Annotated in this window: 23 protein-coding genes; 11 read left to right on the top strand and 12 right to left on the bottom strand. The window is 61.4% G+C overall.

Annotation, left to right across the window (positions count from 1 at the left end):
* Positions 1-15: 15 nt before the first annotated feature.
* Positions 16-795: a peroxide stress protein YaaA gene (gene yaaA, locus HX783_RS07200; protein WP_177016444.1), complete on the bottom strand. Its 780-nt coding sequence runs from the start codon at positions 793-795 to the stop codon at positions 16-18.
* Between the two features lie 119 nt (positions 796-914).
* On the opposite strand from yaaA, the gene HX783_RS07195 reads away from it, so the two are divergent.
* From HX783_RS07195 to moaE, 5 genes are all read left to right on the top strand, one after another.
* Positions 915-2,039 (top strand): polysaccharide deacetylase family protein, encoded by a 1,125-nt coding sequence (locus HX783_RS07195; RefSeq protein ID WP_177016443.1) that lies wholly within the window; start codon positions 915-917, stop codon positions 2,037-2,039.
* Between the two features lie 348 nt (positions 2,040-2,387).
* Complete coding sequence (locus HX783_RS07190) at positions 2,388-3,782, top strand: PhoH family protein (protein WP_012722339.1); 1,395 nt, start codon at positions 2,388-2,390, stop codon at positions 3,780-3,782.
* Between the two features lie 152 nt (positions 3,783-3,934).
* Positions 3,935-4,408: a cyclic pyranopterin monophosphate synthase MoaC gene (gene moaC, locus HX783_RS07185; RefSeq protein WP_177016442.1), complete on the top strand. Its 474-nt coding sequence runs from the start codon at positions 3,935-3,937 to the stop codon at positions 4,406-4,408.
* Complete coding sequence (gene moaD, locus HX783_RS07180) at positions 4,405-4,647, top strand: molybdopterin converting factor subunit 1 (RefSeq protein WP_177016441.1); 243 nt, start codon at positions 4,405-4,407, stop codon at positions 4,645-4,647. Before moaC ends, moaD begins: the two co-directional genes overlap by 4 nt.
* Before the next feature lie 2 nt (positions 4,648-4,649).
* Entirely contained in the window at positions 4,650-5,099 is a 450-nt protein-coding gene (moaE, locus tag HX783_RS07175) for a molybdopterin synthase catalytic subunit MoaE (protein WP_177016440.1), read from the top strand.
* Between the two features lie 104 nt (positions 5,100-5,203).
* Here moaE and rhlB read toward each other — a convergent pair whose 3' ends face one another.
* Both rhlB and HX783_RS07165 read right to left on the bottom strand, forming a co-directional pair.
* The gene (rhlB, locus tag HX783_RS07170) at positions 5,204-6,679 is read right to left on the bottom strand and encodes an ATP-dependent RNA helicase RhlB (protein ID WP_177016653.1); all 1,476 of its coding nucleotides are present in this window, start codon (positions 6,677-6,679) and stop codon (positions 5,204-5,206) included.
* 96 nt (positions 6,680-6,775) lie between these two features.
* Positions 6,776-7,432: an alpha/beta hydrolase gene (locus tag HX783_RS07165; protein WP_159954346.1), complete on the bottom strand. Its 657-nt coding sequence runs from the start codon at positions 7,430-7,432 to the stop codon at positions 6,776-6,778.
* A gap of 347 nt (positions 7,433-7,779) precedes the next feature.
* Between HX783_RS07165 and HX783_RS07160 the strand changes: the two genes are divergently transcribed.
* From HX783_RS07160 to HX783_RS07145, 4 genes are all read left to right on the top strand, one after another.
* Positions 7,780-8,811 (top strand): amino acid ABC transporter substrate-binding protein, encoded by a 1,032-nt coding sequence (locus tag HX783_RS07160; protein ID WP_159954347.1) that lies wholly within the window; start codon positions 7,780-7,782, stop codon positions 8,809-8,811.
* Between the two features lie 72 nt (positions 8,812-8,883).
* Positions 8,884-10,065, top strand: coding sequence for an amino acid ABC transporter permease (locus HX783_RS07155; protein ID WP_177016439.1), 1,182 nt, complete (start codon positions 8,884-8,886; stop codon positions 10,063-10,065).
* 10 nt (positions 10,066-10,075) lie between these two features.
* Complete coding sequence (locus HX783_RS07150; RefSeq protein WP_177016438.1) at positions 10,076-11,173, top strand: amino acid ABC transporter permease; 1,098 nt, start codon at positions 10,076-10,078, stop codon at positions 11,171-11,173.
* An 11-nt stretch (positions 11,174-11,184) separates the two neighbouring features.
* Entirely contained in the window at positions 11,185-11,949 is a 765-nt protein-coding gene (locus tag HX783_RS07145) for an amino acid ABC transporter ATP-binding protein (RefSeq protein ID WP_003171943.1), read from the top strand.
* A gap of 52 nt (positions 11,950-12,001) precedes the next feature.
* Here HX783_RS07145 and HX783_RS07140 read toward each other — a convergent pair whose 3' ends face one another.
* Together HX783_RS07140 and HX783_RS07135 are read right to left on the bottom strand one after the other, a co-directional pair.
* Positions 12,002-12,490, bottom strand: a complete 489-nt coding sequence (locus HX783_RS07140; protein ID WP_177016437.1) for a type II toxin-antitoxin system MqsA family antitoxin — start codon at positions 12,488-12,490, stop codon at positions 12,002-12,004.
* Positions 12,487-12,798, bottom strand: coding sequence for a type II toxin-antitoxin system MqsR family toxin (locus HX783_RS07135; protein WP_177016436.1), 312 nt, complete (start codon positions 12,796-12,798; stop codon positions 12,487-12,489). Before HX783_RS07135 ends, HX783_RS07140 begins: the two co-directional genes overlap by 4 nt.
* A 159-nt stretch (positions 12,799-12,957) precedes the next feature.
* On the opposite strand from HX783_RS07135, the gene HX783_RS07130 reads away from it, so the two are divergent.
* On the top strand, positions 12,958-13,617 hold the full coding sequence (locus HX783_RS07130; RefSeq protein WP_177016435.1) for a FadR/GntR family transcriptional regulator: 660 nt from the start codon (positions 12,958-12,960) through the stop codon (positions 13,615-13,617).
* Positions 13,607-14,872, top strand: coding sequence for a CynX/NimT family MFS transporter (locus HX783_RS07125; protein WP_177016434.1), 1,266 nt, complete (start codon positions 13,607-13,609; stop codon positions 14,870-14,872). Before HX783_RS07130 ends, HX783_RS07125 begins: the two co-directional genes overlap by 11 nt.
* Before the next feature lie 2 nt (positions 14,873-14,874).
* Here HX783_RS07125 and HX783_RS07120 read toward each other — a convergent pair whose 3' ends face one another.
* The 7 genes from HX783_RS07120 to HX783_RS07090 all read right to left on the bottom strand — a co-directional run bounded on the left by HX783_RS07120 (position 14,875) and on the right by HX783_RS07090 (position 21,945).
* Entirely contained in the window at positions 14,875-15,522 is a 648-nt protein-coding gene (locus tag HX783_RS07120) for a DUF1120 domain-containing protein (RefSeq protein ID WP_177016433.1), read from the bottom strand.
* A 9-nt stretch (positions 15,523-15,531) separates the two neighbouring features.
* Positions 15,532-16,662 carry a DUF1120 domain-containing protein gene (locus HX783_RS07115; protein WP_177016432.1) on the bottom strand — a complete coding sequence of 377 codons (1,131 nt, stop codon included), beginning with the start codon at positions 16,660-16,662 and terminating at the stop codon, positions 15,532-15,534.
* A gap of 11 nt (positions 16,663-16,673) precedes the next feature.
* Entirely contained in the window at positions 16,674-19,124 is a 2,451-nt protein-coding gene (locus HX783_RS07110) for a fimbria/pilus outer membrane usher protein (protein ID WP_177016431.1), read from the bottom strand.
* Positions 19,125-19,197: 73 nt separating this feature from the next.
* A complete protein-coding gene (locus HX783_RS07105) occupies positions 19,198-19,941 on the bottom strand; it encodes a fimbria/pilus chaperone family protein (RefSeq protein WP_177016430.1) in 744 nt (247 codons plus the stop codon).
* Positions 19,942-19,943: 2 nt separating this feature from the next.
* Entirely contained in the window at positions 19,944-20,573 is a 630-nt protein-coding gene (locus HX783_RS07100) for a DUF1120 domain-containing protein (protein ID WP_177016429.1), read from the bottom strand.
* Between the two features lie 88 nt (positions 20,574-20,661).
* Positions 20,662-21,285 carry a DUF1120 domain-containing protein gene (locus HX783_RS07095; protein WP_177016428.1) on the bottom strand — a complete coding sequence of 208 codons (624 nt, stop codon included), beginning with the start codon at positions 21,283-21,285 and terminating at the stop codon, positions 20,662-20,664.
* A 36-nt stretch (positions 21,286-21,321) separates the two neighbouring features.
* On the bottom strand, positions 21,322-21,945 hold the full coding sequence (locus tag HX783_RS07090; RefSeq protein WP_177016427.1) for a DUF1120 domain-containing protein: 624 nt from the start codon (positions 21,943-21,945) through the stop codon (positions 21,322-21,324).
* Positions 21,946-21,982: the final 37 nt, after the last annotated feature.

Here is a 21,982-nt window from a genome sequence, read left to right as displayed (position 1 = left end):
GAGCGGAGCCAGGCCTTACTCTGGTGCGTGATCGCGCAAGAACACCAGATTATCCGGCTTGGACTGCTCCGCATTGAAGCGATAGCCCTGTACATCAAACTGCTTGAGCTTGGCCGGGTCGTTGATGCGCTCTTCGATCACGAAGCGGCTCATCATGCCCCGCGCTTTCTTAGCGTAGAAGCTGATGATCTTGTACTGGCCGTTCTTCAGGTCCTTGAACTCGGTATTGATGATGCGCGCGTTCAGCGCCGTGCGCTTGACCGCCGAGAAGTACTCGTTGGAAGCCAGGTTGAGCAGCACGTCATCACCTTGCTCGGCGAGTGCCTCGTTGAGCCATTCACTGATACGGGTGCCCCAGAAGGCATAGAGGTCTTTGCCACGGGCGTTGGGCAGTTTGGTGCCCATTTCCAGGCGGTACGGCATCATCAAGTCCAGAGGGCGCAGCAGGCCGTACAGGCCCGAGAGCATGCGCAGGTGGTCTTGGGCATAGCTGAAGTCGGCGTCGCTGAAGGTCTCGGCGTTGAGGCCGGTGTAGACGTCGCCCTTGAAGGCCAGCAGGGCCTGCTTGGCGTTCTCCGGCGTGAACGCCGGTGTCCAGCTGCCGAAGCGCGCGGCGTTGAGGCCGCCGATCTTGTCGGAGACGTGCATCAATTCGCTGATTTGCGCCGGGCTCAGTTCACGCAATTGTTCGATCAGCTCCTGGGAGTGGTCGAGGTATTGCGGCTGGGTGAAGCGCGGGGTTACCGGCTTGGACTCGAAATCGAGGGTTTTGGCGGGGGAAATCACCATCAGCATGAACTTGGCTCCTTTAAACGTGGGGGGATTCTAGGGGGTTGGGGCTTTTGACTCCACCTATGATGGCGATAGGCACGATCCGCTATGATGGGCGGTGACTCTGGAGAGGGAGACCCTAGGTGCGAATTGCGCTTTTATTATCAGCTTGCCTGTTATGCCTGACCGCCAATGCGGCGCCGGTGGAGGTGGCCAGCCTGGACCGCGGCACCTGGCCGGAGAAGCTCAGCAGCCCGGTGCTGTTCGACGTGGCCTCGCGCGCCGAAATCCTGATGTTCGCCCACAGCCTGCTGGCCAGCGAGAACCAGGACGAAACCGCGCTCAAGCAACGCCTGGGCCTGAAGATCATCAACCTGGCCGCCATCGACGACCTGCGTCGCCAGCTCTGGCAGCGCCTGCTGGAAAACTACACCTTCGCCCAGCAAAGCTGTGAAGAAGACGCCTCGTTCTGCTACCTGGTGGAAAACATGGACGACCTGCGCGAACAGGCCGGCAAGTTCCAGGTCAGCGACAATTCCTTCTATATAGGCTGGGCCGGCCCCAGCCATAATTTCCACGAACGCTACCTCGACGAACTGCTGCGCAAAGCCGCGCTGTTCCCGCAGATCGGCAGTGAAGTGCTGCGTTTCGGCGATCACGAGCGCAATGGCGATGAATTCAACGACCGCCTGTTCCTGCTGACCTTCGACGGCGGCCCGGCACCGGTCAGCGGCAATACCGACTGGCTCACCGATTACCTGCGCAAGCAGAAGATGAACGCCACCTTCTTCGCCCTCGGCAGCAGCCTGCAGACTCGCGTGGAGCGCAGTTCCGCCGCCGATGTGCAGGCGTTGTACCAAGGCCAGTGTGTAGGCACTCAGGGCTGGCAGTATCGTTCCCACAGCCATTGGGTCGACTGGCAAAGCTCGATCACCCGCAGTGCATCACTGGCGCAGAACCTGATGCCGGAAAACTACGTGCCGCTGTTTCGCCCGCCGTATGGCCAGCGCCGTGCCGACAGCCAGGGCTTCTTCCAGTCCCAGGGTTTACAGGTGGCGTTGTGGGACATCGATTCCCAGGACGAGCCGGGCAAACTCAAGGCCGATGAGTCGGCGCAACGGGTGCTGACATTGATGTTGCTGTGGCGCAAAGGCGTGATTGTGTTTCACGACACCCAGGACAAGGCACGGGTCGCATTGCCGATGTTGCTGCAGGCAACGGCGCAAAGTGGGCTGGGTTGGCAGGACTGCCGGGAGGCGTTTCGCTGAAAAAGCTGAGGTGCCCGGCCCTGTTGGGGATGAGGCATTTTTGGGGTGATTTTGTGCGACATTTCGATGCAGGCGGACTTCCGACTTTAACGGGGTGGCTGGCACTCGGCTAGTGCTATTCGTCATCCTGAAAAATAAACTTCAAAAAAGCGTCAAAGTGCTTTTTCCTGTCATGGTTTTTGCGGTATTACGAAGTCAGATCGCCGAAACCTGCAACACAGGTGGCGTCTTCCAAGACTCCTCATGTGGGCACTGCACTTGACGTCACTCAGGTGCAGTCGGTGGTCGAATCGAGGCGCAGCACTGTTGTGGTATTGCGTCGACTGGCTCCCACAAAGGTGACCGAGTATGGATGATCATGGACGTAACCCTTCTTCCGACCAGCCAATCCTTTATGTGCTTGATACCAACGTATTGATCCACGATCCAAACGCACTGCTTAATTTCGAAGAACACCACGTCGCCATCCCGATGATCGTGCTTGAGGAGCTCGACAAACTCAAAAGCGGGCACCACAGCGTTGCCGCCGAATGCCGCCAGGCCATCCGCCTGATCGACAAGACCCTGGGCGAAGCCTCACCCGAGGACGTTGAGGTCGGCGTGCCGATCCAGCGTGGCAAAAGCGGGCCCAAGGGCTTGCTGTCGATTCTGATGAGCAAGCGCAGCGAGCCCAACAGCCTGCTGCCGGAAAACCTCAACGACAACAAAATCATCAACCAATTGATCGACCTGCACGCGCGTGACAAGGACTTGCGCCTGGTGCTGGTGACCAAAGACATCAATATGCGCCTCAAGGCACGAGCGTGTGGGATCGCTGCCGAGGACTACAGCACCGACCAGCTTGTCGACGACGTGTCGATGCTGTCGCGTGGTTATCACACCGTGACCGGCTCCTTCTGGGACCTGGTCAGCAAGGTCGAAACCCGTCAGGACCATGGCCGCACCTGGCATCAGGTGCAGTTGATCGACAACCTGCCGGCCGTGCACATCAATGAATTCATTATCGACGAACAGGGTTTTGTGGGCTGGATCAAAGAGATCCAGGTCGACAAGCTGCTGATCCTCGACCTGCATCAGGAACCCCTGTTGCACCAGGAAGCCTGGGGCCTGAAACCGCGTGACATCTACCAGAGCCTGGCGCTGTACGCGCTGCTCGACCCGGACATTCACCTGGTCAACCTGACCGGCGCCGCAGGCTCGGGGAAAACCATCCTCGCCCTGGCTGCCGCCATCGAGCAGACCATGGTGACCAAGCGTTATCGCCGCATTATCGCCACCCGCAGCGTGCAGGGCCTGGACCAGGAAATCGGCTTCCTGCCCGGCACCGAAGCGGAAAAAATGGAGCCGTGGCTGGGCGCTATCACCGATAACCTCGAAGCCTTGCACATGGATGACGAAAACACCCATGGCAGCGTCGATTACATCCTCAGCAAAGTGCCGTTGCAGTTCAAATCCCTCAACTACATCCGAGGTCGCAGCTTCCAGCAAAGCCTGATTTTGATCGATGAATGCCAGAACCTGACGCCGCACCAGATGAAAACCATCATCACCCGTGCCGGTGCCGGTTCCAAAGTGGTGTGCCTGGGCAACCTGGCACAGATCGACACCCCTTACCTGTCCGCGACCAGCTCCGGGCTGACTTACCTGACGGAACGCTTCAAAGACTTCCCGAACGGCGTGCACATTGCGCTGCAGGGTGTTCCTCGTTCGATTCTGGCCGAGTACGCCGAGTCGCATCTATAACCCACCAAACCATGTGGGAGCGGGCTTGCTCGCGAAAGCGGTGATTCAGTCGATATCTGTATTGGCTGACACACCGCCTTCGCGAGCAAGCCCGCTCCCACATTTGATCTGTGTTGGGTTTACAATCGGGCCTCCTGATCAGGAGTATCCCTGTGCTGACTCATCTCGATTCCCAAGGTCGTGCCCATATGGTAGACGTCACCGACAAAGCCGTGACGTTCCGTGAGGCGGTGGCCGAAGCGCGGGTGCGCATGCTGCCCGAGACCCTGAAAATGATTGTCGACGGCGTCCACCCCAAGGGCGACGTGTTTGCCGTGGCCCGCATTGCCGGGATCCAGGCCGCCAAAAAAACCAGTGATTTGATCCCGCTGTGCCACCCGCTGATGCTCACCGGCGTCAAGGTCGAGCTGAGTGCCGAGGGCGTGGACGCCGTGCGTATCCTGGCGCGCTGCAAACTCAGCGGCCAGACCGGCGTGGAGATGGAAGCACTGACCGCCGCCAGCGTCGCTGCACTGACGATCTACGACATGTGCAAGGCGGTGGACCGTGGCATGACCATCGAAAGCATCCGTCTGCTGGAAAAACTCGGCGGCAAAAGTGGGCATTTCAAGGCGGACCAGGCATGAGCATCAACGTATTGTTTTTTGCCCGCTACGCCGAGGCGGTGGGCTTTGATTCGCTGGAGATGGAGGGCGATTTCGCCACCGTCGATGCCGTGCGCCTGGCGCTGGCCGCTGACCCGGAGTTTGCGGTGCTCAATGAAACCAGCCTGATGTGCGCGCGCAACAAGGAGCTGTGTGGCCTCGATGAGCCGGTGCAGGCCGGTGATGAAGTTGCGTTTTTCCCGCCCGTAACCGGAGGCTGAGCATGGCCATTCGTGTTCAGGCCGAGGCGTTTGACCCAGGCTTCGAAGTCAATGCAATGCACGCGGCGAATGTCGGCGTAGGCGCGGTGGTGAGTTTTGTCGGCTATGTGCGCGACTTCAATGACGGGCGGGATGTGTCGGGGATGTTTCTTGAGCACTACCCTGGCATGACTGAAAAAGCCCTGGCCAAGATAACGGTCGAGGCCGAACAGCGTTGGCCATTGCTCAAGCTGGAAGTGCTGCACCGGATCGGCGCGCTTGAACCGGGCGAGCCGATTGTTTTCGTGGCTGCCGCCAGCGCGCATCGCCAGGCGGCGTTTGATGCCTGTGCGTTTGTGATGGACTACCTGAAGACGCGTGCGCCGTTCTGGAAGAAAGAAAACACGCCGGAAGGCACGCGCTGGGTGGAAGGGCGGGGCAGTGATCACGCAGCGGCGGATCGCTGGAAATAGATGGAGATCCAAATGTGGGAGCGGGCTTGCTCGCGAAAGCGGTGTATCAGTCAGTACATCTTTAACTGACAGACCGCATTCGCGAGCAAGCCCGCTCCCACATTTTAAGGGCGTTTACGCTCTACAGCCCGCAACAAATGCGTCGGCGGTGTTTCGCAGCTGATCTTGCGGCCCAGCATGGTCTCAATCGACGGCAGCTGATACGAATCATCCTCGCCCGCAAAGCTGATCGACACACCCGCGGCCCCGGCGCGGCCGGTACGGCCAATACGGTGCACGTAGTCGTCCGGCACTTCCGGCAGGGTGAAGTTGATCACGTGGCTGATGCCGTCAATGTGAATCCCGCGCCCGGCCACGTCGGTGGCCACCAGCACGCGAATCTTGCCTTCGCGGAAACCTTCCAACGTCTTGATGCGCTTGTGCTGTGGCACGTCGCCGGACAGTTGCGCAGCGTTGACGCCGTCACGCACCAGGCGCTCTTCGATGCGGCGCACCTCGTCCTTGCGGTTGGCAAAGACCATTACGCGTTCCCAGCCGTTGTCGTTGACCAGGTTGTAAAGCAGCTTGTACTTGTCGGCACCGGCTACGGCGTAGATGTGCTGTTCGACGTTTTCGCTGGCGACGTTCAGCGCTTCGATCTCGACGATGGACGGGTCGGTGGTCCACTGCTTGGCAAGGTTCATCACGTCTTCGGTGAAGGTCGCGGAGAACAGCAGGGTCTGGCGCTCGTTTTTCGGCGGGGTCTGGCGAATGATCTGACGCACTTGCGGGATGAAGCCCATGTCGAGCATGCGGTCGGCTTCGTCCAGCACCATCACTTCGACCATGTCCAGGTGCACGTCGCCGCGCTGGTTGAAGTCGAGCAGGCGGCCCGGCGTGGCGACCAGGATGTCGCAGTGACGCGCTTCGAGGTGCTTGAGCTGTTTGTCGAAGTCCATGCCGCCCACGAACGTCATGACGTTGAGGCCGGTGTACTTGGTCAGGTCGGCGGCGTCCTTGGCAATCTGTACCACCAGCTCGCGGGTCGGCGCGATGATCAGTGCGCGCGGCTCACCCATGTAGCGCTCTTTGGGCGGCGGCGTTTGCAGCAACTGGGTGATGATTGAGATCAGGAACGCAGCGGTCTTGCCGGTGCCGGTCTGGGCGCGGCCGATGGCGTCTTTGCCCGCCAGGGTGAAGCCCAGCACCTGCGCCTGGATCGGCGTGCAGTACGGGAAACCCAGGTCCTGGATGGCGTGCATCAGTTCCGGGGCCAGTTTGAAATCGTGGAAGCGGGTTTTGCCTTCCTGGGGCTCGACGACGAAGTCTTCGAGTTTCCATGGCGTCACGGGCGGTTTGGGTGCGCGCTCGCGGCGCGGGGCTTTGGGGGCAGGCGCAGGCGTTGGCGCCACCTCGGCCGGTTTTACCTGTTCAGGCTGTGTCACCGCAGGCGGCTTCGGCGTGGCGACAGGTGCGGTCCGCTCGGGCTGTTTACCGTCGTTGCGGTGGCCGGGCTTGGGGGCAGGAGCACTGGGAACAGGCGCGAGCGGCTCAGCCTCGCTTTTGCCGAACATCTTCTTAAGTGCTTTGAGCACGGTGATCTCATTAATTGATTAAGGAATGTACGCCGGCCAGTGTAATGCAAGAATCGGGCGCGGCGTAGTGCGTCTGTCATACGGCTACATAATGTATGGATTTCAGCCCAGGCGGGCGGCCAACCAGGTGCCTATGTCGTGTATCTCCTGTGGTAACACTTCGTGACCCATTGGGTATTCCTGCCATGTCACGGTGACACCACGGCTCTTCAAATGCTCGTAGGCGCTGCGACCCATGGCGTTCTGCACCACGTCATCGTATTGGCCGTGCAGGCACAGGGCCGGAATCCGCTGCTGGCTGGCGGAAATTTCCAGCTCGTCACCGAAGGTCGGCGCATAGGTGGAGAGGGCGATGACGCCACCCAGCGAGCCCTGCCATTTCAGGAACGCGGTGTGGAAGACCACGGCGCCGCCTTGCGAGAAACCGGCGAGGAAAATCCGCGAAGCGTCTATTCCGCTGCTTTTTTGCTCCTTGATCAAATCCGTGACCATTTTGGCCGACGTTTCCAGCTCTTCCAGGCTGATCGAGCGGGCCGGGCTCATGGCCTTGATGTCGTACCAACTGGGCATCTCGTAGCCGCCATTAATAGTCACCGGACGGGTCGGTGCCTGGGGCAGTACAAAGCGTGTGGTCAGCAAAGTTTGCTGCAACGCTTCGGCCACCGGCAGGAAGTCGTAGCGATCGGCACCCAGGCCATGCAACCAGATAACGCAGGCGTCTGCGGGCTTGGCGGGCTGAAGAATCAAGGGTTCGGTCATGTCTGCTCCATATATGTGCGTGCGCTCCGATTGGGTGCATCGGAACGGTGCGCGACAGGTTCATTTGTTAAGAGAATGTCGCAAGTTTGAAAGTTTTACTGTTGACCATGGGCTGAATCGACTCAGCCACCACTCTGGTACGGGGCTTGCTATGTGTAGATCGATGTCAGAACTATCTTAGGACGGTAACACTATCAGTGACTGCCGCTTGTGGGATAGCAACTGGAATTACTGCAACAACTTCATGCCGCTTGACCCCAAAAAAAGCCAACATGGGTCGATATCGCCTCATAAGGGTGCGCTGAGGTTGGAGCTCCGACACAACAAGAGCAAAACTGGAGGTTTGAATGAAGGTATTGAAATCCACCCTGGCCATCGTAAGCGCGGCCGCTGTACTGGGTGTCAGTGGTTTTGCCCAAGCCGGCGCCACCCTGGACGCTGTGCAGAAGAAAGGCTTCGTACAATGTGGCGTGAGTGACGGCCTGCCGGGTTTCTCGGTGCCGGATGCCAGTGGCAAGATCCTCGGGATCGACGCTGACGTTTGCCGCGCTGTAGCTGCTGCCGTTTTCGGTGACGCAACCAAGGTCAAATTCAGCCAGTTGAACGCCAAGGAGCGTTTCACCGCGCTTCAATCCGGCGAAGTCGACATCCTGTCGCGTAACACCACCATGACCAGCTCTCGCGATGCGGGCATGGGCCTGAAATTCCCGGGCTTCATCACCTACTACGATGGCGTTGGCTTCCTGGTTAACAACAAGCTGGGCGTGAAAAGTGCCAAGGAACTGGACGGTGCAACCATCTGCATCCAGGCCGGTACCACCACTGAGCTGAACGTTTCCGACTACTTCCGCGCCAACAACCTCAAATACACCCCGATCACCTTCGACACCTCCGATGAAAGCGCCAAGTCGCTGGAATCCGGTCGTTGCGACGTGCTGACCTCCGACAAGTCCCAACTCTACGCACAGCGCAGCAAGCTGGCCTCGCCGAAAGACTACGTGGTACTGCCGGAAACCATTTCCAAAGAACCACTGGGCCCGGTCGTGCGTAACGGCGACGACGAGTGGCTGGCCATCGTGCGCTGGGTTGGCTACGCCATGCTCAACGCTGAAGAAGCCGGTATCACCTCGAAAAACGTCGAAGCTGAAGCCAAGTCCACCAAGAACCCGGACGTTGCGCGTCTGCTCGGTGCTGACGGCGAATACGGCAAAGACCTGAAAGTGAAGAAAGACTGGGTCGTACAGATCGTCAAGCAGGTCGGTAACTACGGTGAAGTGTTCGAGAAAAACCTCGGCAAAAGCACCCCACTGGAAATCGACCGTGGCTTGAACGCACTGTGGACCAACGGTGGCATTCAATACGCACCACCTGTGCGCTGATCGCTGATGGTTCTATCACCCGGTGGGCCAACCACCGGGTGATGTTCTGTTCCATTATTTCCGGGGCACTTCATGCAAAATCAAATCGGCGCACCAAAGCAGAAGCTCAGCTTCAGCGATCCCAAAGTGCGTGCGTGGCTCTTCCAGATCATCACGATTGTGGCGGTGATCTCGCTGGGCTGGTACCTCTTCAACAATACCCAGACCAACCTGCAACACCGGGGCATTACCTCGGGTTTCGACTTTCTTGAGCGCAGTGCCGGCTTTGGCATCGCGCAGCACCTGATCGACTACACCGAATCGGACAGCTATGCCCGGGTCTTTGTGATCGGTTTGCTCAACACTTTGCTGGTGACCGTGATCGGTGTGGTCCTGGCGACCCTGCTCGGTTTCATCATCGGCGTGGCGCGGCTGTCGCCCAACTGGATGATCAACAAGCTGGCGACGGTGTATGTGGAAGTGTTCCGCAACATTCCGCCGCTGCTGCAGATCCTGTTCTGGTACTTCGCGGTATTCCTGACCATGCCGGGGCCGCGCAACAGCCATAACTTCGGCGACACCTTCTTTGTCAGCAGCCGTGGCCTGAACATGCCGGCAGCGATTGCCGCCGATGGTTTCTGGCCATTCGTGGTCAGCGTCGTGGTCGCCATCGTGGCAATCGTGCTGATGGCGCGCTGGGCCAACAAGCGCTTTGAAGCCACCGGTGTGCCGTTCCACAAGTTCTGGGCGGGCCTGGCGCTGTTTATCCTGATCCCGGCGTTGTGCGCCTTGATCTTCGGCGCGCCGCTGCACTGGGAAATGCCTAAGCTGCAAGGTTTCAACTTCGTCGGCGGCTGGGTATTGATCCCCGAACTGCTCGCGTTGACCCTGGCGCTTACCGTCTACACGGCAGCGTTTATTGCCGAGATCGTGCGTTCGGGCATCAAGTCCGTCAGCCACGGCCAGACCGAAGCGGCGCGCTCCCTGGGCCTGCGCCCTGGGCCGACGCTGCGCAAGGTCATCATCCCGCAGGCCTTGCGGGTGATCATTCCGCCGCTGACCAGCCAATACCTGAACCTGGCGAAAAACTCGTCGTTGGCCGCCGGTATCGGTTACCCGGAAATGGTTTCGCTGTTTGCCGGCACGGTGCTCAACCAGACCGGCCAGGCCATCGAGGTTATTGCCATCACCATGAGCGTGTACCTGGCGATCAGCATCAGCATTTCCCTGCTGATGAACTGGTACAACAAGCGCATTGCGCTGATCGAGCGGTGAGGAAACGCACATGACTTCGCATACTTTCAAACCTGATATGCCGCCACCGAACAAAGTCTTCGGGCCGATGGCATGGATGCGCGCCAACCTGTTTTCCAGCTGGCTCAACACCTTGCTGACGCTGTTGGCGTTCTACCTGATCTACCTGATCGTGCCGCCGATCCTGCACTGGGCCATCCTCGACGCCAACTGGGTCGGGACCACGCGCGCCGATTGCACCAAGGAAGGCGCCTGCTGGGTGTTTATCCAACAGCGCTTCGGGCAGTTCATGTACGGCTACTACCCCGGCGACCTGCGCTGGCGTGTTGACCTGACCGTGTGGCTGGCCATCGTTGGCGTGGCGCCGTTGTTCATCTCGCGTTTCCATCGCAAGGCGGTCTACGGCCTGAGCTTCCTGGTGCTGTACCCGATCATCGCCTACTGCCTGCTGCATGGCGGCGTCTTCGGCCTGACCAACGTGGCCACCAGCCAGTGGGGCGGCCTGATGCTGACCCTGGTTATCGCCACCGTCGGCATCGCCGGCGCCTTGCCGTTGGGCATTGTGCTGGCGTTGGGGCGGCGTTCGAACATGCCGGCAATTCGTGTGGTCTGCGTGACCTTCATCGAGTTCTGGCGCGGCGTGCCGTTGATCACCGTGCTGTTCATGTCGTCGGTGATGCTGCCGTTGTTCCTGCCCGAAGGCATGGGCATCGACAAACTGCTGCGGGCGTTGATCGGCGTGATTCTGTTCCAGTCGGCCTACGTGGCTGAAGTGGTGCGCGGTGGCTTGCAGGCGATTCCCAAAGGTCAGTACGAGGCTGCCGCAGCGATGGGCCTGGGTTACTGGCGCAGCATGGGCCTGGTGATTCTGCCGCAAGCCCTGAAGCTGGTGATTCCGGGCATCGTTAACACGTTTATTGCGCTGTTCAAGGACACCAGCCTGGTGATCATCATCGGCCTGTTCGACCTGCTCAACAGCGTCAAACAAGCTGCCGCCGACCCGAAATGGCTGGGCATGGCCACTGAAGGCTATGTGTTCGCCGCCCTGGTGTTCTGGATTTTCTGTTTTGGTATGTCGCGCTATTCCATTCATTTGGAACGCAAGCTCGACACAGGCCACAAGCGTTAGGAGTTGTTGTTATGAGCGAAGCGATCAAACAGCCTGTGAGCCCTGAAGGCATTATCCAGATGCAGGGCGTCAACAAGTGGTACGGCCAGTTCCACGTGTTGAAAGACATCAACCTCAACGTCAAGCAGGGCGAGCGTATCGTGCTGTGCGGCCCGTCGGGTTCGGGCAAGTCCACCACCATCCGCTGCCTCAACCGCCTGGAAGAGCACCAGCAAGGGCGCATCGTGGTCGATGGCGTGGAACTGACCAACGACCTCAAGCAGATCGAAGCGATCCGCCGCGAAGTCGGCATGGTGTTCCAGCACTTCAACCTGTTCCCGCACCTGACCATCCTGCAGAACTGCACGCTGGCACCGATGTGGGTACGCAAGATGCCCAAGCGCAAGGCTGAAGAAATTGCCATGCACTACCTGGAGCGTGTGCGCATTCCGGAGCAGGCCCACAAGTTTCCGGGGCAACTGTCCGGCGGCCAGCAACAGCGTGTGGCGATTGCCCGTGCGCTGTGCATGAAACCGAAAATCATGCTGTTCGACGAACCGACCTCGGCACTCGACCCGGAAATGGTCAAGGAAGTACTCGACACCATGATCGGCCTGGCCGAAGACGGCATGACCATGTTGTGCGTGACCCACGAAATGGGCTTCGCCCGCACCGTGGCCAACCGCGTGATCTTCATGGACAAGGGCGAGATCGTCGAACAGGCGGCGCCGAATGACTTCTTCGACAACCCGCAGAATGATCGGACCAAGTTGTTCTTGAGCCAGATTCTGCATTGATCAATGCTTGAAACGATAAACCCGGCCTGGTGCCGGGTTTATTTTTGCCTGTCTAAGAGGCTTTGAGGGCTTCTTGTGTTTCGTGGTTGATGGTGTGAGTGAAGGCGTTGCGCAGGTCCGCACCTTCGGCCAACTCTTTGGCGTCGGTGAGTAAGTGGGGGTAACGATCCAGCAGGCGCATCAACACCATCAACGGTTTGGGCGGTGTTATTTCGCCGCGTTCGTAGCGTGAGAACGCGTTGTGCCCGCCACCGGAAAGTAGTTCTACGGTTTGTTTTTGCGTGAGGTGCAGCTTGCGGCGGATACGCTTCAGTTCGGCGCCCATCATCCGTCGGGCGGCGTGGAGTAGCTCGTCACCTGCTTTAGCGTGGCGCTCGGAGCTGTCAGCGTCATACATGCCGTCCTCGCATACCTGGCATTCCCAGCCCGAGAGATCATCAATGCGCCGCTCAATACCTTTTATGCACAGGGTTTCGCTGCGACCTTCAAAGCGTGTCATGGCGTCGGGGGCGCCACAGATAAAGCAATGCTGGGTTTTCATGGGTTCATCCCTTTGAAGGAGATCACGGGTGGGTTACTGCCGGAGCAGTAAGTGACCTTGATGTAAATCTCCAGACCATGTGATTGGATGTGGTAGACGTCATGCCAGACGCGGTGATCGGCATAGGTCGTCATCGATTTGTACAACATCCTGTTTTGCAGTTTGAAAACGATCATTTGCATCTGCGCGAGATCAAGGTCGAGAGCCTCTGCGGTTCTCTTTGCCCCCCGTGTAAAAGCCCTGGCGCCAAGCCGCCTCACATCAGCCTTTATCACTGCCAGATCGTAATGAGGTGTGTACTTTTCCATAAGACACCTGCGTCCAATAATTACCCTTATAGGGTAGTTTTACCAATCGAAAATTCAGTTCTTTTTGTTGCCCCCAAACCCTAGTGCGTTGCCTTTGTAGGCAACTCCTAATAGGCTGTAGGAAAATTCATCCTATGATTGGACGAAAGCGAAAAGCCCATGACAGACATCGCCCCTCTGATCAAACGTTCCCTGGTTGACCAAGCCCTGGAGCAACTGCGCCGGCGCATCACCGAAGGCAGATGGGCCATCGGTGAGCGCTTGCCCACCGAGCCCGAGCTGTCCGCCGAGTTGGGCATCAGCCGCAATACCGTGCGCGAAGCCATGCGGGTGTTGGCGTTTTCCGGCTTGATTGAAATCCGCCAGGGCGACGGCAGTTACTTGCGCTCGATGACCGACCCGCTGGGCGCCATGCGTGCGCTGTCCAGTTGCACCCTGGAGCAGGCGCAGGAGACGCGGCAGATTCTGGAAGTGGAGGCCATCGGCCTCGCGGCACTGCGCCGTACCGATGACGATCTGAAAAAATTACGCCTGGCCTTGAGCATCAGCGGCGAGCTGTACCACGGTGACCTGGAGGCTTACATCAGCGCCGATCTGGTGTTCCACAAGCACTTGGTCGACGCCGCACATAACCCGGCCTTGAGCGAGCTGTACCAGTATTTTTCCGCCATCGTCGCTGCACAGTTGCGCCAGACCCTGAACATTTCGCCGCGTCGCCAGGCCGTGTTCGACCTGCATGTCGCCCTGCTCGATGCCGTGGAAAACCACGACCCCGAACGCGCCAAATCCCTCTGCCGGCAGTTGATCAATGAACCTTGAAGCCAAACGCACGCCCGAACTCGACGCACTGCTGATCGACGCCGAAGCCGACGACGACGTGGTGCAGCACAGCCACCCGGTGGTCATGCGGCCGTGGCTGTTGCTGCTGGGCTTGATCCTGGTGGCGCTGAACCTGCGCCCGGCGTTGTCGAGCATGTCGCCGTTGCTGGCCGAAGTCTCCAGCAGCCTGGGGCTGTCAGCCGCCAAGGCCGGTTTGCTGACCACCTTGCCGGTGCTCTGCCTTGGCCTGTTCGCACCGCTGGCGCCGACCCTGGCACGGCGATTCGGCGCCGAGCGCGTCGTGCTGGGGATTCTGCTGACATTGGCGGCCGGGATTATCCTGCGCAGTTCGTTCGGTGAGGTCGGCCTGTTCGCCGGCAGCCTGATTGCCGGTGCGAGCATCGGCATCATCGGTGTATTGCTGCCGGGTATCGTCAAGCGCGATTTCGCCAGGCACGCCGGCACCATGACCGGCGTCTACACCATGGCGTTGTGCTTGGGGGCGGCACTGGCCGCGGGTTCCACGGTGCCGTTGAGTCATTACTTCGGCGACAGCTGGAACATCGGCCTGGGCTTCTGGATTGTGCCGGCACTGGTGGCGGCGCTGTTCTGGTTGCCGCAGGTCGGGCAAAAGCATGGCGCGCACCAGGTCGCCTATCGGGTCAAGGGTTTGCTGCGCGATCCGCTGGCCTGGCAGGTGACGTTGTACATGGGCCTGCAATCCTCGCTGGCCTACATTGTGTTCGGTTGGTTGCCTTCTATTCTGATCGGCCGCGGTCTCACGGCGACCGAGGCGGGGCTGGTGCTGTCCGGTTCAGTCATCGTGCAACTGGCCAGTTCCCTCGCCGCGCCGTGGCTGGCCACCCGTGGCAAGGACCAGCGCCTGGCCATCGTGGTAGTGATGCTGCTGACCCTCGGCGGCCTGTTTGGCTGCCTGTACGCGCCACTCGACGGCCTGTGGGGTTGGGCGATTTTGCTCGGCCTGGGCCAGGGCGGTACGTTCAGCCTGGCGCTGACCTTGATCGTGTTGCGCTCGCGTGATTCTCACGTGGCCGCCAACCTGTCGAGCATGGCCCAGGGCATTGGTTACACCCTGGCGTCCATGGGCCCGTTCGCGGTCGGCCTGGTGCATGACTGGACCGGCGGCTGGGGCGCCGTGGGCTGGATCTTCGCGGTGATCGGCCTGGGCGCGATCATCGCCGGCCTCGGCGCCGGGCGGGCGCGGTATGTGCAGGTCAGCAGCGAAAAACGCTGAGGTTAGAGGTACACCACTTCCAGCGTGGCGGAGCCGTCCATCAGCGTATCCACACTCAGGTCCAGGTTCTGCTTGGCGTTGATCAAGGCTTCCAGGGTCAGGGTGCTGGTCAGGTTCTGGATCGCCGATGGCCCGGCGGTGCTGCCGACCACATCGGTAAAGCCGAGCAAACTCCTGGAGCCGATGTCGATGGGGTTGGTGTTCGATGTGCGCCACGCCACACCGCCGGTGGTGGATTCGGTGCCGTAAGTCACCGGCAAGGCATCGGCGACGGTTTGCTTGGGATCGAACTTTACCGAATAGACACCGAGTTTGTTGCCGGCGGTGTCCAGCCCCAGCCCGTAATAGATCTCGCTGTTGACGTGGGCCGTGCCGTCGCGGTTATCGCGCATGCGCAAGGCGTAACGGCCGGGGGCATTGCAACTGACGGTCAAGGTCAGTGTCTTGAGCGGCAGTCGCGTAGCGGTGGCCTGATTGAGGTCCTTCTGGGAGATCTTGCCGAAGTCCACCAGGCCGCCGGCGGAGAATACCGGCGTGCAGGCCATGGGCGTGATCAGCCCGCCGACGGTCAGTTCAACAGTTGAAGCGGCGTGGGCCATGCCTGTGACCACAGCATGAAAAATTCCCAGGGAGATCAGAAACGCTTTCATTGTTTACTCCTACTGATAGTAAATTTCGAGAGTGCCCGAGCCATCCAGGCGTACTTCACTGCTCAAGTCCAAAGAACCCAAGGGCGCAATCACCGCTTCCAGGCTCAGCGTGGCGTTGAGGTTTTGAATGGGGCTGGGGCCGCTGGTACTGCCGGACGTAGCACCAAAACCCAGGTAGCGATTCGCGCCGACGGCCGCGACGCCCGCGCTGGCGCTGCTCCAGGGCAACCCGCCGGTGGCGGAGTCGGTCGAAAAAACCTGGGCGAAGCTGTCGGCGGTGATGCGGGCCGGGTCGAACAACAACCGGTAACGGCCGATTTTCTGTTGGCGCGCGTCCAGGCCAAGCCCATAGGTGCTTTCATCGGCGGTGCCGGTGGCCGAACCCTGGCGATTGTCTTGCATGCGCACCGCGAAGGCGGTCGGCCCATCGCAGGTCACACTGAGTGACAAGGCGCGTGGGGCCAGGGCCGTGTCCTTGTCGACATTCAGGTCGCCAATCGACAGCTTGCCCAGCTCCACATGGCCGCCGTTGGACAGCGTGGGCGTACACGCCGCCGGCGCAAAGCGCGCTTGCAGACGCAGCTCGCGCGAGCGCCCGGCGGCGAGGGCGTCGAACAGCCCGGCGACGTCCCAGGTCACGGCATCGCGTACCCGTGCGGCGTCTTCGCTGGCCCATGCGCTGGCATCGATCTGCAAGGACAGGCTGCGCCCGCTCACTGCTACGCCGGCGCGCATCGGCACAATGCCGTGGTCCGGTTGCCACGCCAGTTGGGCGCTGACAGCGGCGGGCGGTTGGCCTTGGCCTGCAATCAAGCCCAGTTCCACGGCCTGGCCGTCCAGCAGCGCTTCGCTGACGCGCAAGCCGTAACTGCCGCGCTCGGTAAAACGAAAGCGCTCCGCCCCAGCGCCCAGGCCGCGATAAAACACGCTCATGTCGGTGGGCTGCGGGCAGTTCAGCGTCAGGCTGATACGCCGCTCGCCGAGCAAACGTTCAGGCGCGGGCGCCAGCGCCACGGCGCGGTTCATCAGGCCGAAATCCAGCTGTGACTGGCTCAGGTTGAGCTGGCATTCATCGGCGGCCCAGGCGCCGCTGCTCAGCAGCACAACGCCCAAGGGATACAACGGGTGTTTCAGGCCCATGGTGAACGTCCTCATGGCTGGCGGCACCGGGCCGCTGCGGTTTCGAAATACACCTCGGGGTCTGCGCTTTTCGGCAGTTCAAAGTCCAGGCGACAGCGTGGCTGCCCCGGTGCCTTGACCCACAAGGTGCGCGGGTCGAGCACGTCGGGCAGGAACACTTGGCTGCCTTCCTGCACCAGGGTGATGAACTCGCCGTCGGCGCTGGTCACGGTTGCGCCGCGTGGCAACGGCTGGCCGCTGTCGGTGGTCACGTTCAACAGCGCGCGGCGGGTAAGGGCGACGCCGAAGTGCACCTTGTCGACCGCACCGCGCCCGGCGGCGATCACGGCCAGGCCGTTGTGGATATCGGCGTTGCGCGGCAGTGAGCGCGTCTGCACTTCCACCGGGCTGCGGCCATAGGCGCTGAGTTGCGGCACCACGGCCTGGCCTTGCCAGTCGGTCCATACCGGGCCGCTTGGGGTGCTGACCTTGATCCCGGCCATCTCGCCCACCGACATCACGGCAAAGGTGTCGCGCACCGGGTACGGCGAGAAGGTCAGGCCGTCTTCATGCAGCACCACGCCGCCACGGGCGCCGCCCTGGTAGCTTGACCGTTCGTCATCGCTGCGGGTGTAGTTGAAGTCCAGTTGGCTGTACCACGGCAGTGCCGACACGCCGAGCGACGACTCCACTTCGCGGTCACGACTGTCGCGCTCCACGCCTACCCGGTAGCTCAATTGGTCGTTGAGTTGCTCGTTCACGCCCACCCCCAGGCGATGCTCGCCACCGGTATTACGCACCCAGGCACGCCCGCGACGGGTTTCACCCAGCGGCACGCTGAGGTTCAGGTAAATGCTGTCGTCATTTTGCTGGCGGCCGCCCACTTGCCACTCGGCACTGGCCGACACCGACACCCGGCCAAAACTGGTGCCCCAGGAGGCCAGCGCGCGGCTGCTGCTTTCACCGTTATACGACGCCGTGCGTGAGACCCCGGCACTGAACGCGCCCAATGTCGGGTGCGCCCAGGACGCGGTCGCGCTTTGCTGGTCGCGGTAGCGCGTACGTTGTTGATCGTCGCTGTTGCCGACGTAGGTTGAATCCTCAAGGTCGCGGTAACCCTGGGAGCGCCAGGAGCCGGCGGTGCTCACCGCCCAGCGGTCACTCAAGCGCTGGGACCAGGACAGGTCGGTTTGTACACCCCGCTCAGTGCCCATGCGCTGGGGGCTGGCTTGCGCCGCCTGGGCGGAGAATTGCAGCTGGCTGTCTTGCCACGGCAACCAGCCCAGGCTCGCACCCGCCGAGCGATAGGCATCCGCCATCAGCCCGCCGGCGCTGACGCTGAGTTGCGGGTGCAACGGGCCGCTCCAGCCTGCGCTGATCACCCAGGGCTCACGGCCGTCGCTGTTGCCGATCTGCCGCACCCGCCCGGCCGCCACTGAATAGCCCGGCGCGGGCAGGCCCAGGCCGAGCATGGCGGCGGGCACGGTAAAGCGGCGCTCTTCGCCGGTGGTTTCCTTGACCGTGACTTCCACGTCGGAGCGGCCGTTCAAACGCCGCACGTCAGTCAGCGCGAACGGTCCGGCCGGCACCACGGTGGAGTGGATCAACGCGCCGTTCTGACGGATTTCCACCTGGGCCGGGCTGTTGGCGATACCGGTGATGGTCGCGCCCTGGTTCTGGTCTTGCAGCGCGGTTTCGGTCAGCACCTGGGCGCCGGTAATCTGCGTGCCCGCCAGCACCGGGTTGTAGAGGCTGATTTGCCCGGCCTGCAACACGGCCTGTTGTTCGGCGAACGTGCGCTGGGCGTAGGCGTCCAGGTGGGTGGTGCGCGAGTTGCCGTCCTGCCAGGTTTTCGCCTGCCGACTGCGCACGATCCAGTCGCCGGCGTTGAAGCCGACTTCGGTGTTGGCTGAGCCGAAGCGGCTCGTGTTGTCGCCGAACTCGTTGTAGAGGCCGGTCAGGTCGTAGTTGAGCAGCAAGGCTTTGCCGCCGGTCTGGTAGCCGGAAATGTCCTGCTGGGCGGGGCGCAGAGCATCGGTCGGCACCACCAAGGCCACGGCCAGGGCGGCCGGGTCTTGCTCGATCACGGTTTGCGGGTAGCGCTCGATAAAGGGTTGGCAGGTGCGGACGCCCTCGTCATCGGGCACGTTCAGGTTGCCCGCATCCAGCAGGGCGCGGTTGAAACACAGGCCGCCCTGGCGGTCGAATTCCACGTCCACCCGGCCACGGCGCAGGCCGTTGACGCTGAGGTTGACGGCATGCCGGCCCGCCGCGAAACGCGGCGCTTGCAGCAGCAGGTTGGCCAGCTCCGGGTCGATGCCGCGTCGGGACAGCGTCTGGGGGTCGAAGGCGCCGGCGATATCACTCGCCAGCACCGCCCCGCACGGCAGTGCGCCGCCCAGGGTCAGCGCCAGGCTCGTCAGTAGTTTGCCTGCGCGGCGGGGTGAAACGCCGGGCACGGCGCGGCCGTCGCGGTCAGTCATTGCTGTGCTCACAAGGTCGTACTCAAGTGTTGGGTGGCTTTGGCAAGCCACTCTTTTTTATAGGGCGTTCTTTTTATAGGGTGATCGGTGCTTCGTAAGGCGCCACGGCAAAGCCATACACGGTGGCCGGTTGCAGCTTCACGCGGTTGGCGCCGGTGTCGGTGCTGGTCACCGACACGTTCAGGGTTTCACCGGGCAGCACATAGGTGCGCGGCAACAAGGCCGAACCGCTGCCGGGCAGCAGGCGCAGTTCCTGGGCCAGGCGCACCACGTACGGGCTCGGGTTGTGCACGCTCAGTTGGTCACGCTTCAAGCGCCATTCCAGTCCGGTCCAGGGCGTGCGGTTGGGGGCCAGGCCTTTGGGGTGCAGGATCACCGGCAGGTTCTGGCGCACCGTCACGCCCACCTGTGCATGCCCGGCCTGGGCCGCCGAACGGCCTTGGGGCATGCCTTCGAAAATCACCCGTTTCAGGCGTTGGGTGGTCAACGGCTCGGCCGATTGCAGAATGAAGCGGATCAGTTGGCTCTTGTTCGGTTCGACCCTGGCCAAGGGCGGGGTCACAAACAGCAGTGTCGCGGTGTCTTCAGGGATGTCTTCCAGGGTGACGTGCAGCAAGGCCAGCTTGTCGTCAGTGTTGGTCACGGTGACCGAGGCCTCGCCTTCGCCCTCGTGGACGATCACCACCGAGGTGTCAGGCACCATGCCATCGGCCAGCACCAGGGCCGGGCTACCGATCGCCAATGCCAGCGCACCGAGGTAAAGGCCGGCGAGGCGAGTGAAGATGAAGGCTCGGGTAAAAAAGGGCAGGGCAGTCATGGCTACAAATACCTCAGGTCAAGCACGATGGAGCCGTCCAGCGGCACTTCTTGCTTGAGGGTCAAATAGGCGGCGGCGTTGATGGACGTATTGATTTGCAGGCTGGCGGTGACTTCGCGATGGGGCTCCGGCACCAGCGTGCCCAGGCGGGCGAACCCCATGTAGTTGTTCGGGAAGGCGTTGGTTTCGGGGAACCAGGTTTCCCCCTTGTTGCTTGAGGCCAATACCAGCACGCGTTCGCCGTCGCCCATGGCGTCGCGATAGGCCAAGGAAACCGTGCCCAGCCGTTCGCTGGGCACATGGATATTGTTGCCCAGGCCATAGTAAAAACCCGGTCCAAGGGACGAGTCGGCGCGGTTGTCCACGCCTACCAGTACGAACAGCACCGGTTGGTTGCAACTCACTATCAGGTCCAGTGATTGCGTGGGCAGCGCGCTGTACTCGTACTGGTTGAGGCTGCGCGCCGGCACTCTGCCGTGGTCGACGACGCCGTTGGCAGACAACGTCGGGGTACAGGCATTGGGGGTGATCAGGCCGGTAACATTCAACTCGGTGCTGGACGCCGCCACGACCAGCGGGCTGGCACCGAACAGGTAAAACAGGGCAAGAAGGCGTGAAGAAATCTGCTTCATGGGGAAGGTTCACCGGTTGCCGGGTTCATCGTTTGCGTGGGTGACAAGGGCAGGCGCGGAGGCCTGCCGTTGTTCGACTCGAAGGTTGTTACAGATAGCGCACGGTGAGGGTCACCGAGCCATCGATGGCGACTTCGTTGGTGAGGGTCAGCCCGCTGGTTTTGGCGATAAAGGGCTGCACGCTGAGGTCTGCGTTCCACAGTTGGACCGGGATCGGCGTATCGACGCCGGCCACCGCAGGGGCGAGGATATTGTTGCGCATCAGGTTGCGCTCCGCGCCCCAGGTGACGCCGCCATCGTATGAGCCGACGGTGGCGACCGAGACGCCATCGGCAACCGGGTTCAGCAGCCTTAATTCCATGCCGCCGAGTTTTTCCGTGCCGTTGATCAGGCCCAGGCCGAATTCCATCGTGTCGTTGTTGGCGTCAGACCCTTCGCGGTTGTCCTTGGCCTCCATCGCCATGAGGGTGGCGGCATCACAGGTGACGGTGAATTGCACGACCTGGATGGGCAGAAAGGTCGACGCGTCAGGTTTCAGATCCTTGGCCGAAATCTTGCCGTAGTCCACCGTACCGCCGCTGGACAAGGTCGGGGTGCAGGCGCTTGGTGTAATCAGGCCCTTGACCGTCAGGTCGACGCTGGATGCGGCGAGTACGTTGGCACTGCCGAGCAGCAGCAGGGCGGCGGAGAGGGTTTTGAATGCGGTGTTCATGATGGGGTTCCTGAATGGGGAGACGGGAAAAAGGGCTTACAAGTACTTGAGTTGCATCACGGCCAGGCCGTCGATCGGCACCTCGTCGACCAAGGTCAGGTCTTTGGCAGGCGCGATCATGGTGAACGCCCGCAGCCGGGCGCTCAGGGTCTGCAGCGCCATCGGCGTGGTCGGGCTGCTCGGCGCCGCGAACGAGGTCAAGGCGGCGTGGCCCAGGTACGAAGAGGGGTACCAGGTAGCGCCGCCGTCACGCGACAAGATGGTCTGCGCCGGCGCACCGTCAGCCACCGGGTCGAACAAGCCGAACGCCACGTTGCCGAGTTTCTCGTCATCGTTGGTCATGCCCAGCCCGTGGTGCGCCGGGTTGAGTGCCACGCTTTCGCTGCGGCTGTCTTCGGTGGTCAGGGTGAAAAACGTCGGCCCTTCACAATTCACCAGCAGGTTCATTTCACCGGCCTGCAGGCTGGTGGGCTTGTCCGGGTCGAGGTCCCTGGCGGTCAATTTGCCGTGGTCGACGATGCCGCCATCGGACAGGGTTGGCGTACAAGAGGACGGGGTAATGACCCCGGTGACACTCAAGTCGGTGTTGCTGGCGGCGAATGCGCCGGGGGCGCAGGCCGCGAGCAGCAGGGCAAGAGCGGCGGGCGTGGTTCTTTCCATGGGCACAGGTCCTTGTGAGCGATGCAATGAACGGATG

It is taken from the genome of Pseudomonas sp. D2002, assembly GCF_013385735.1.
GTDB lineage: Bacteria > Pseudomonadota > Gammaproteobacteria > Pseudomonadales > Pseudomonadaceae > Aquipseudomonas.
The sequence above is the reverse complement of the archived record's forward strand: the minus strand, read 5'-3'. Positions and strand labels throughout refer to the sequence as shown.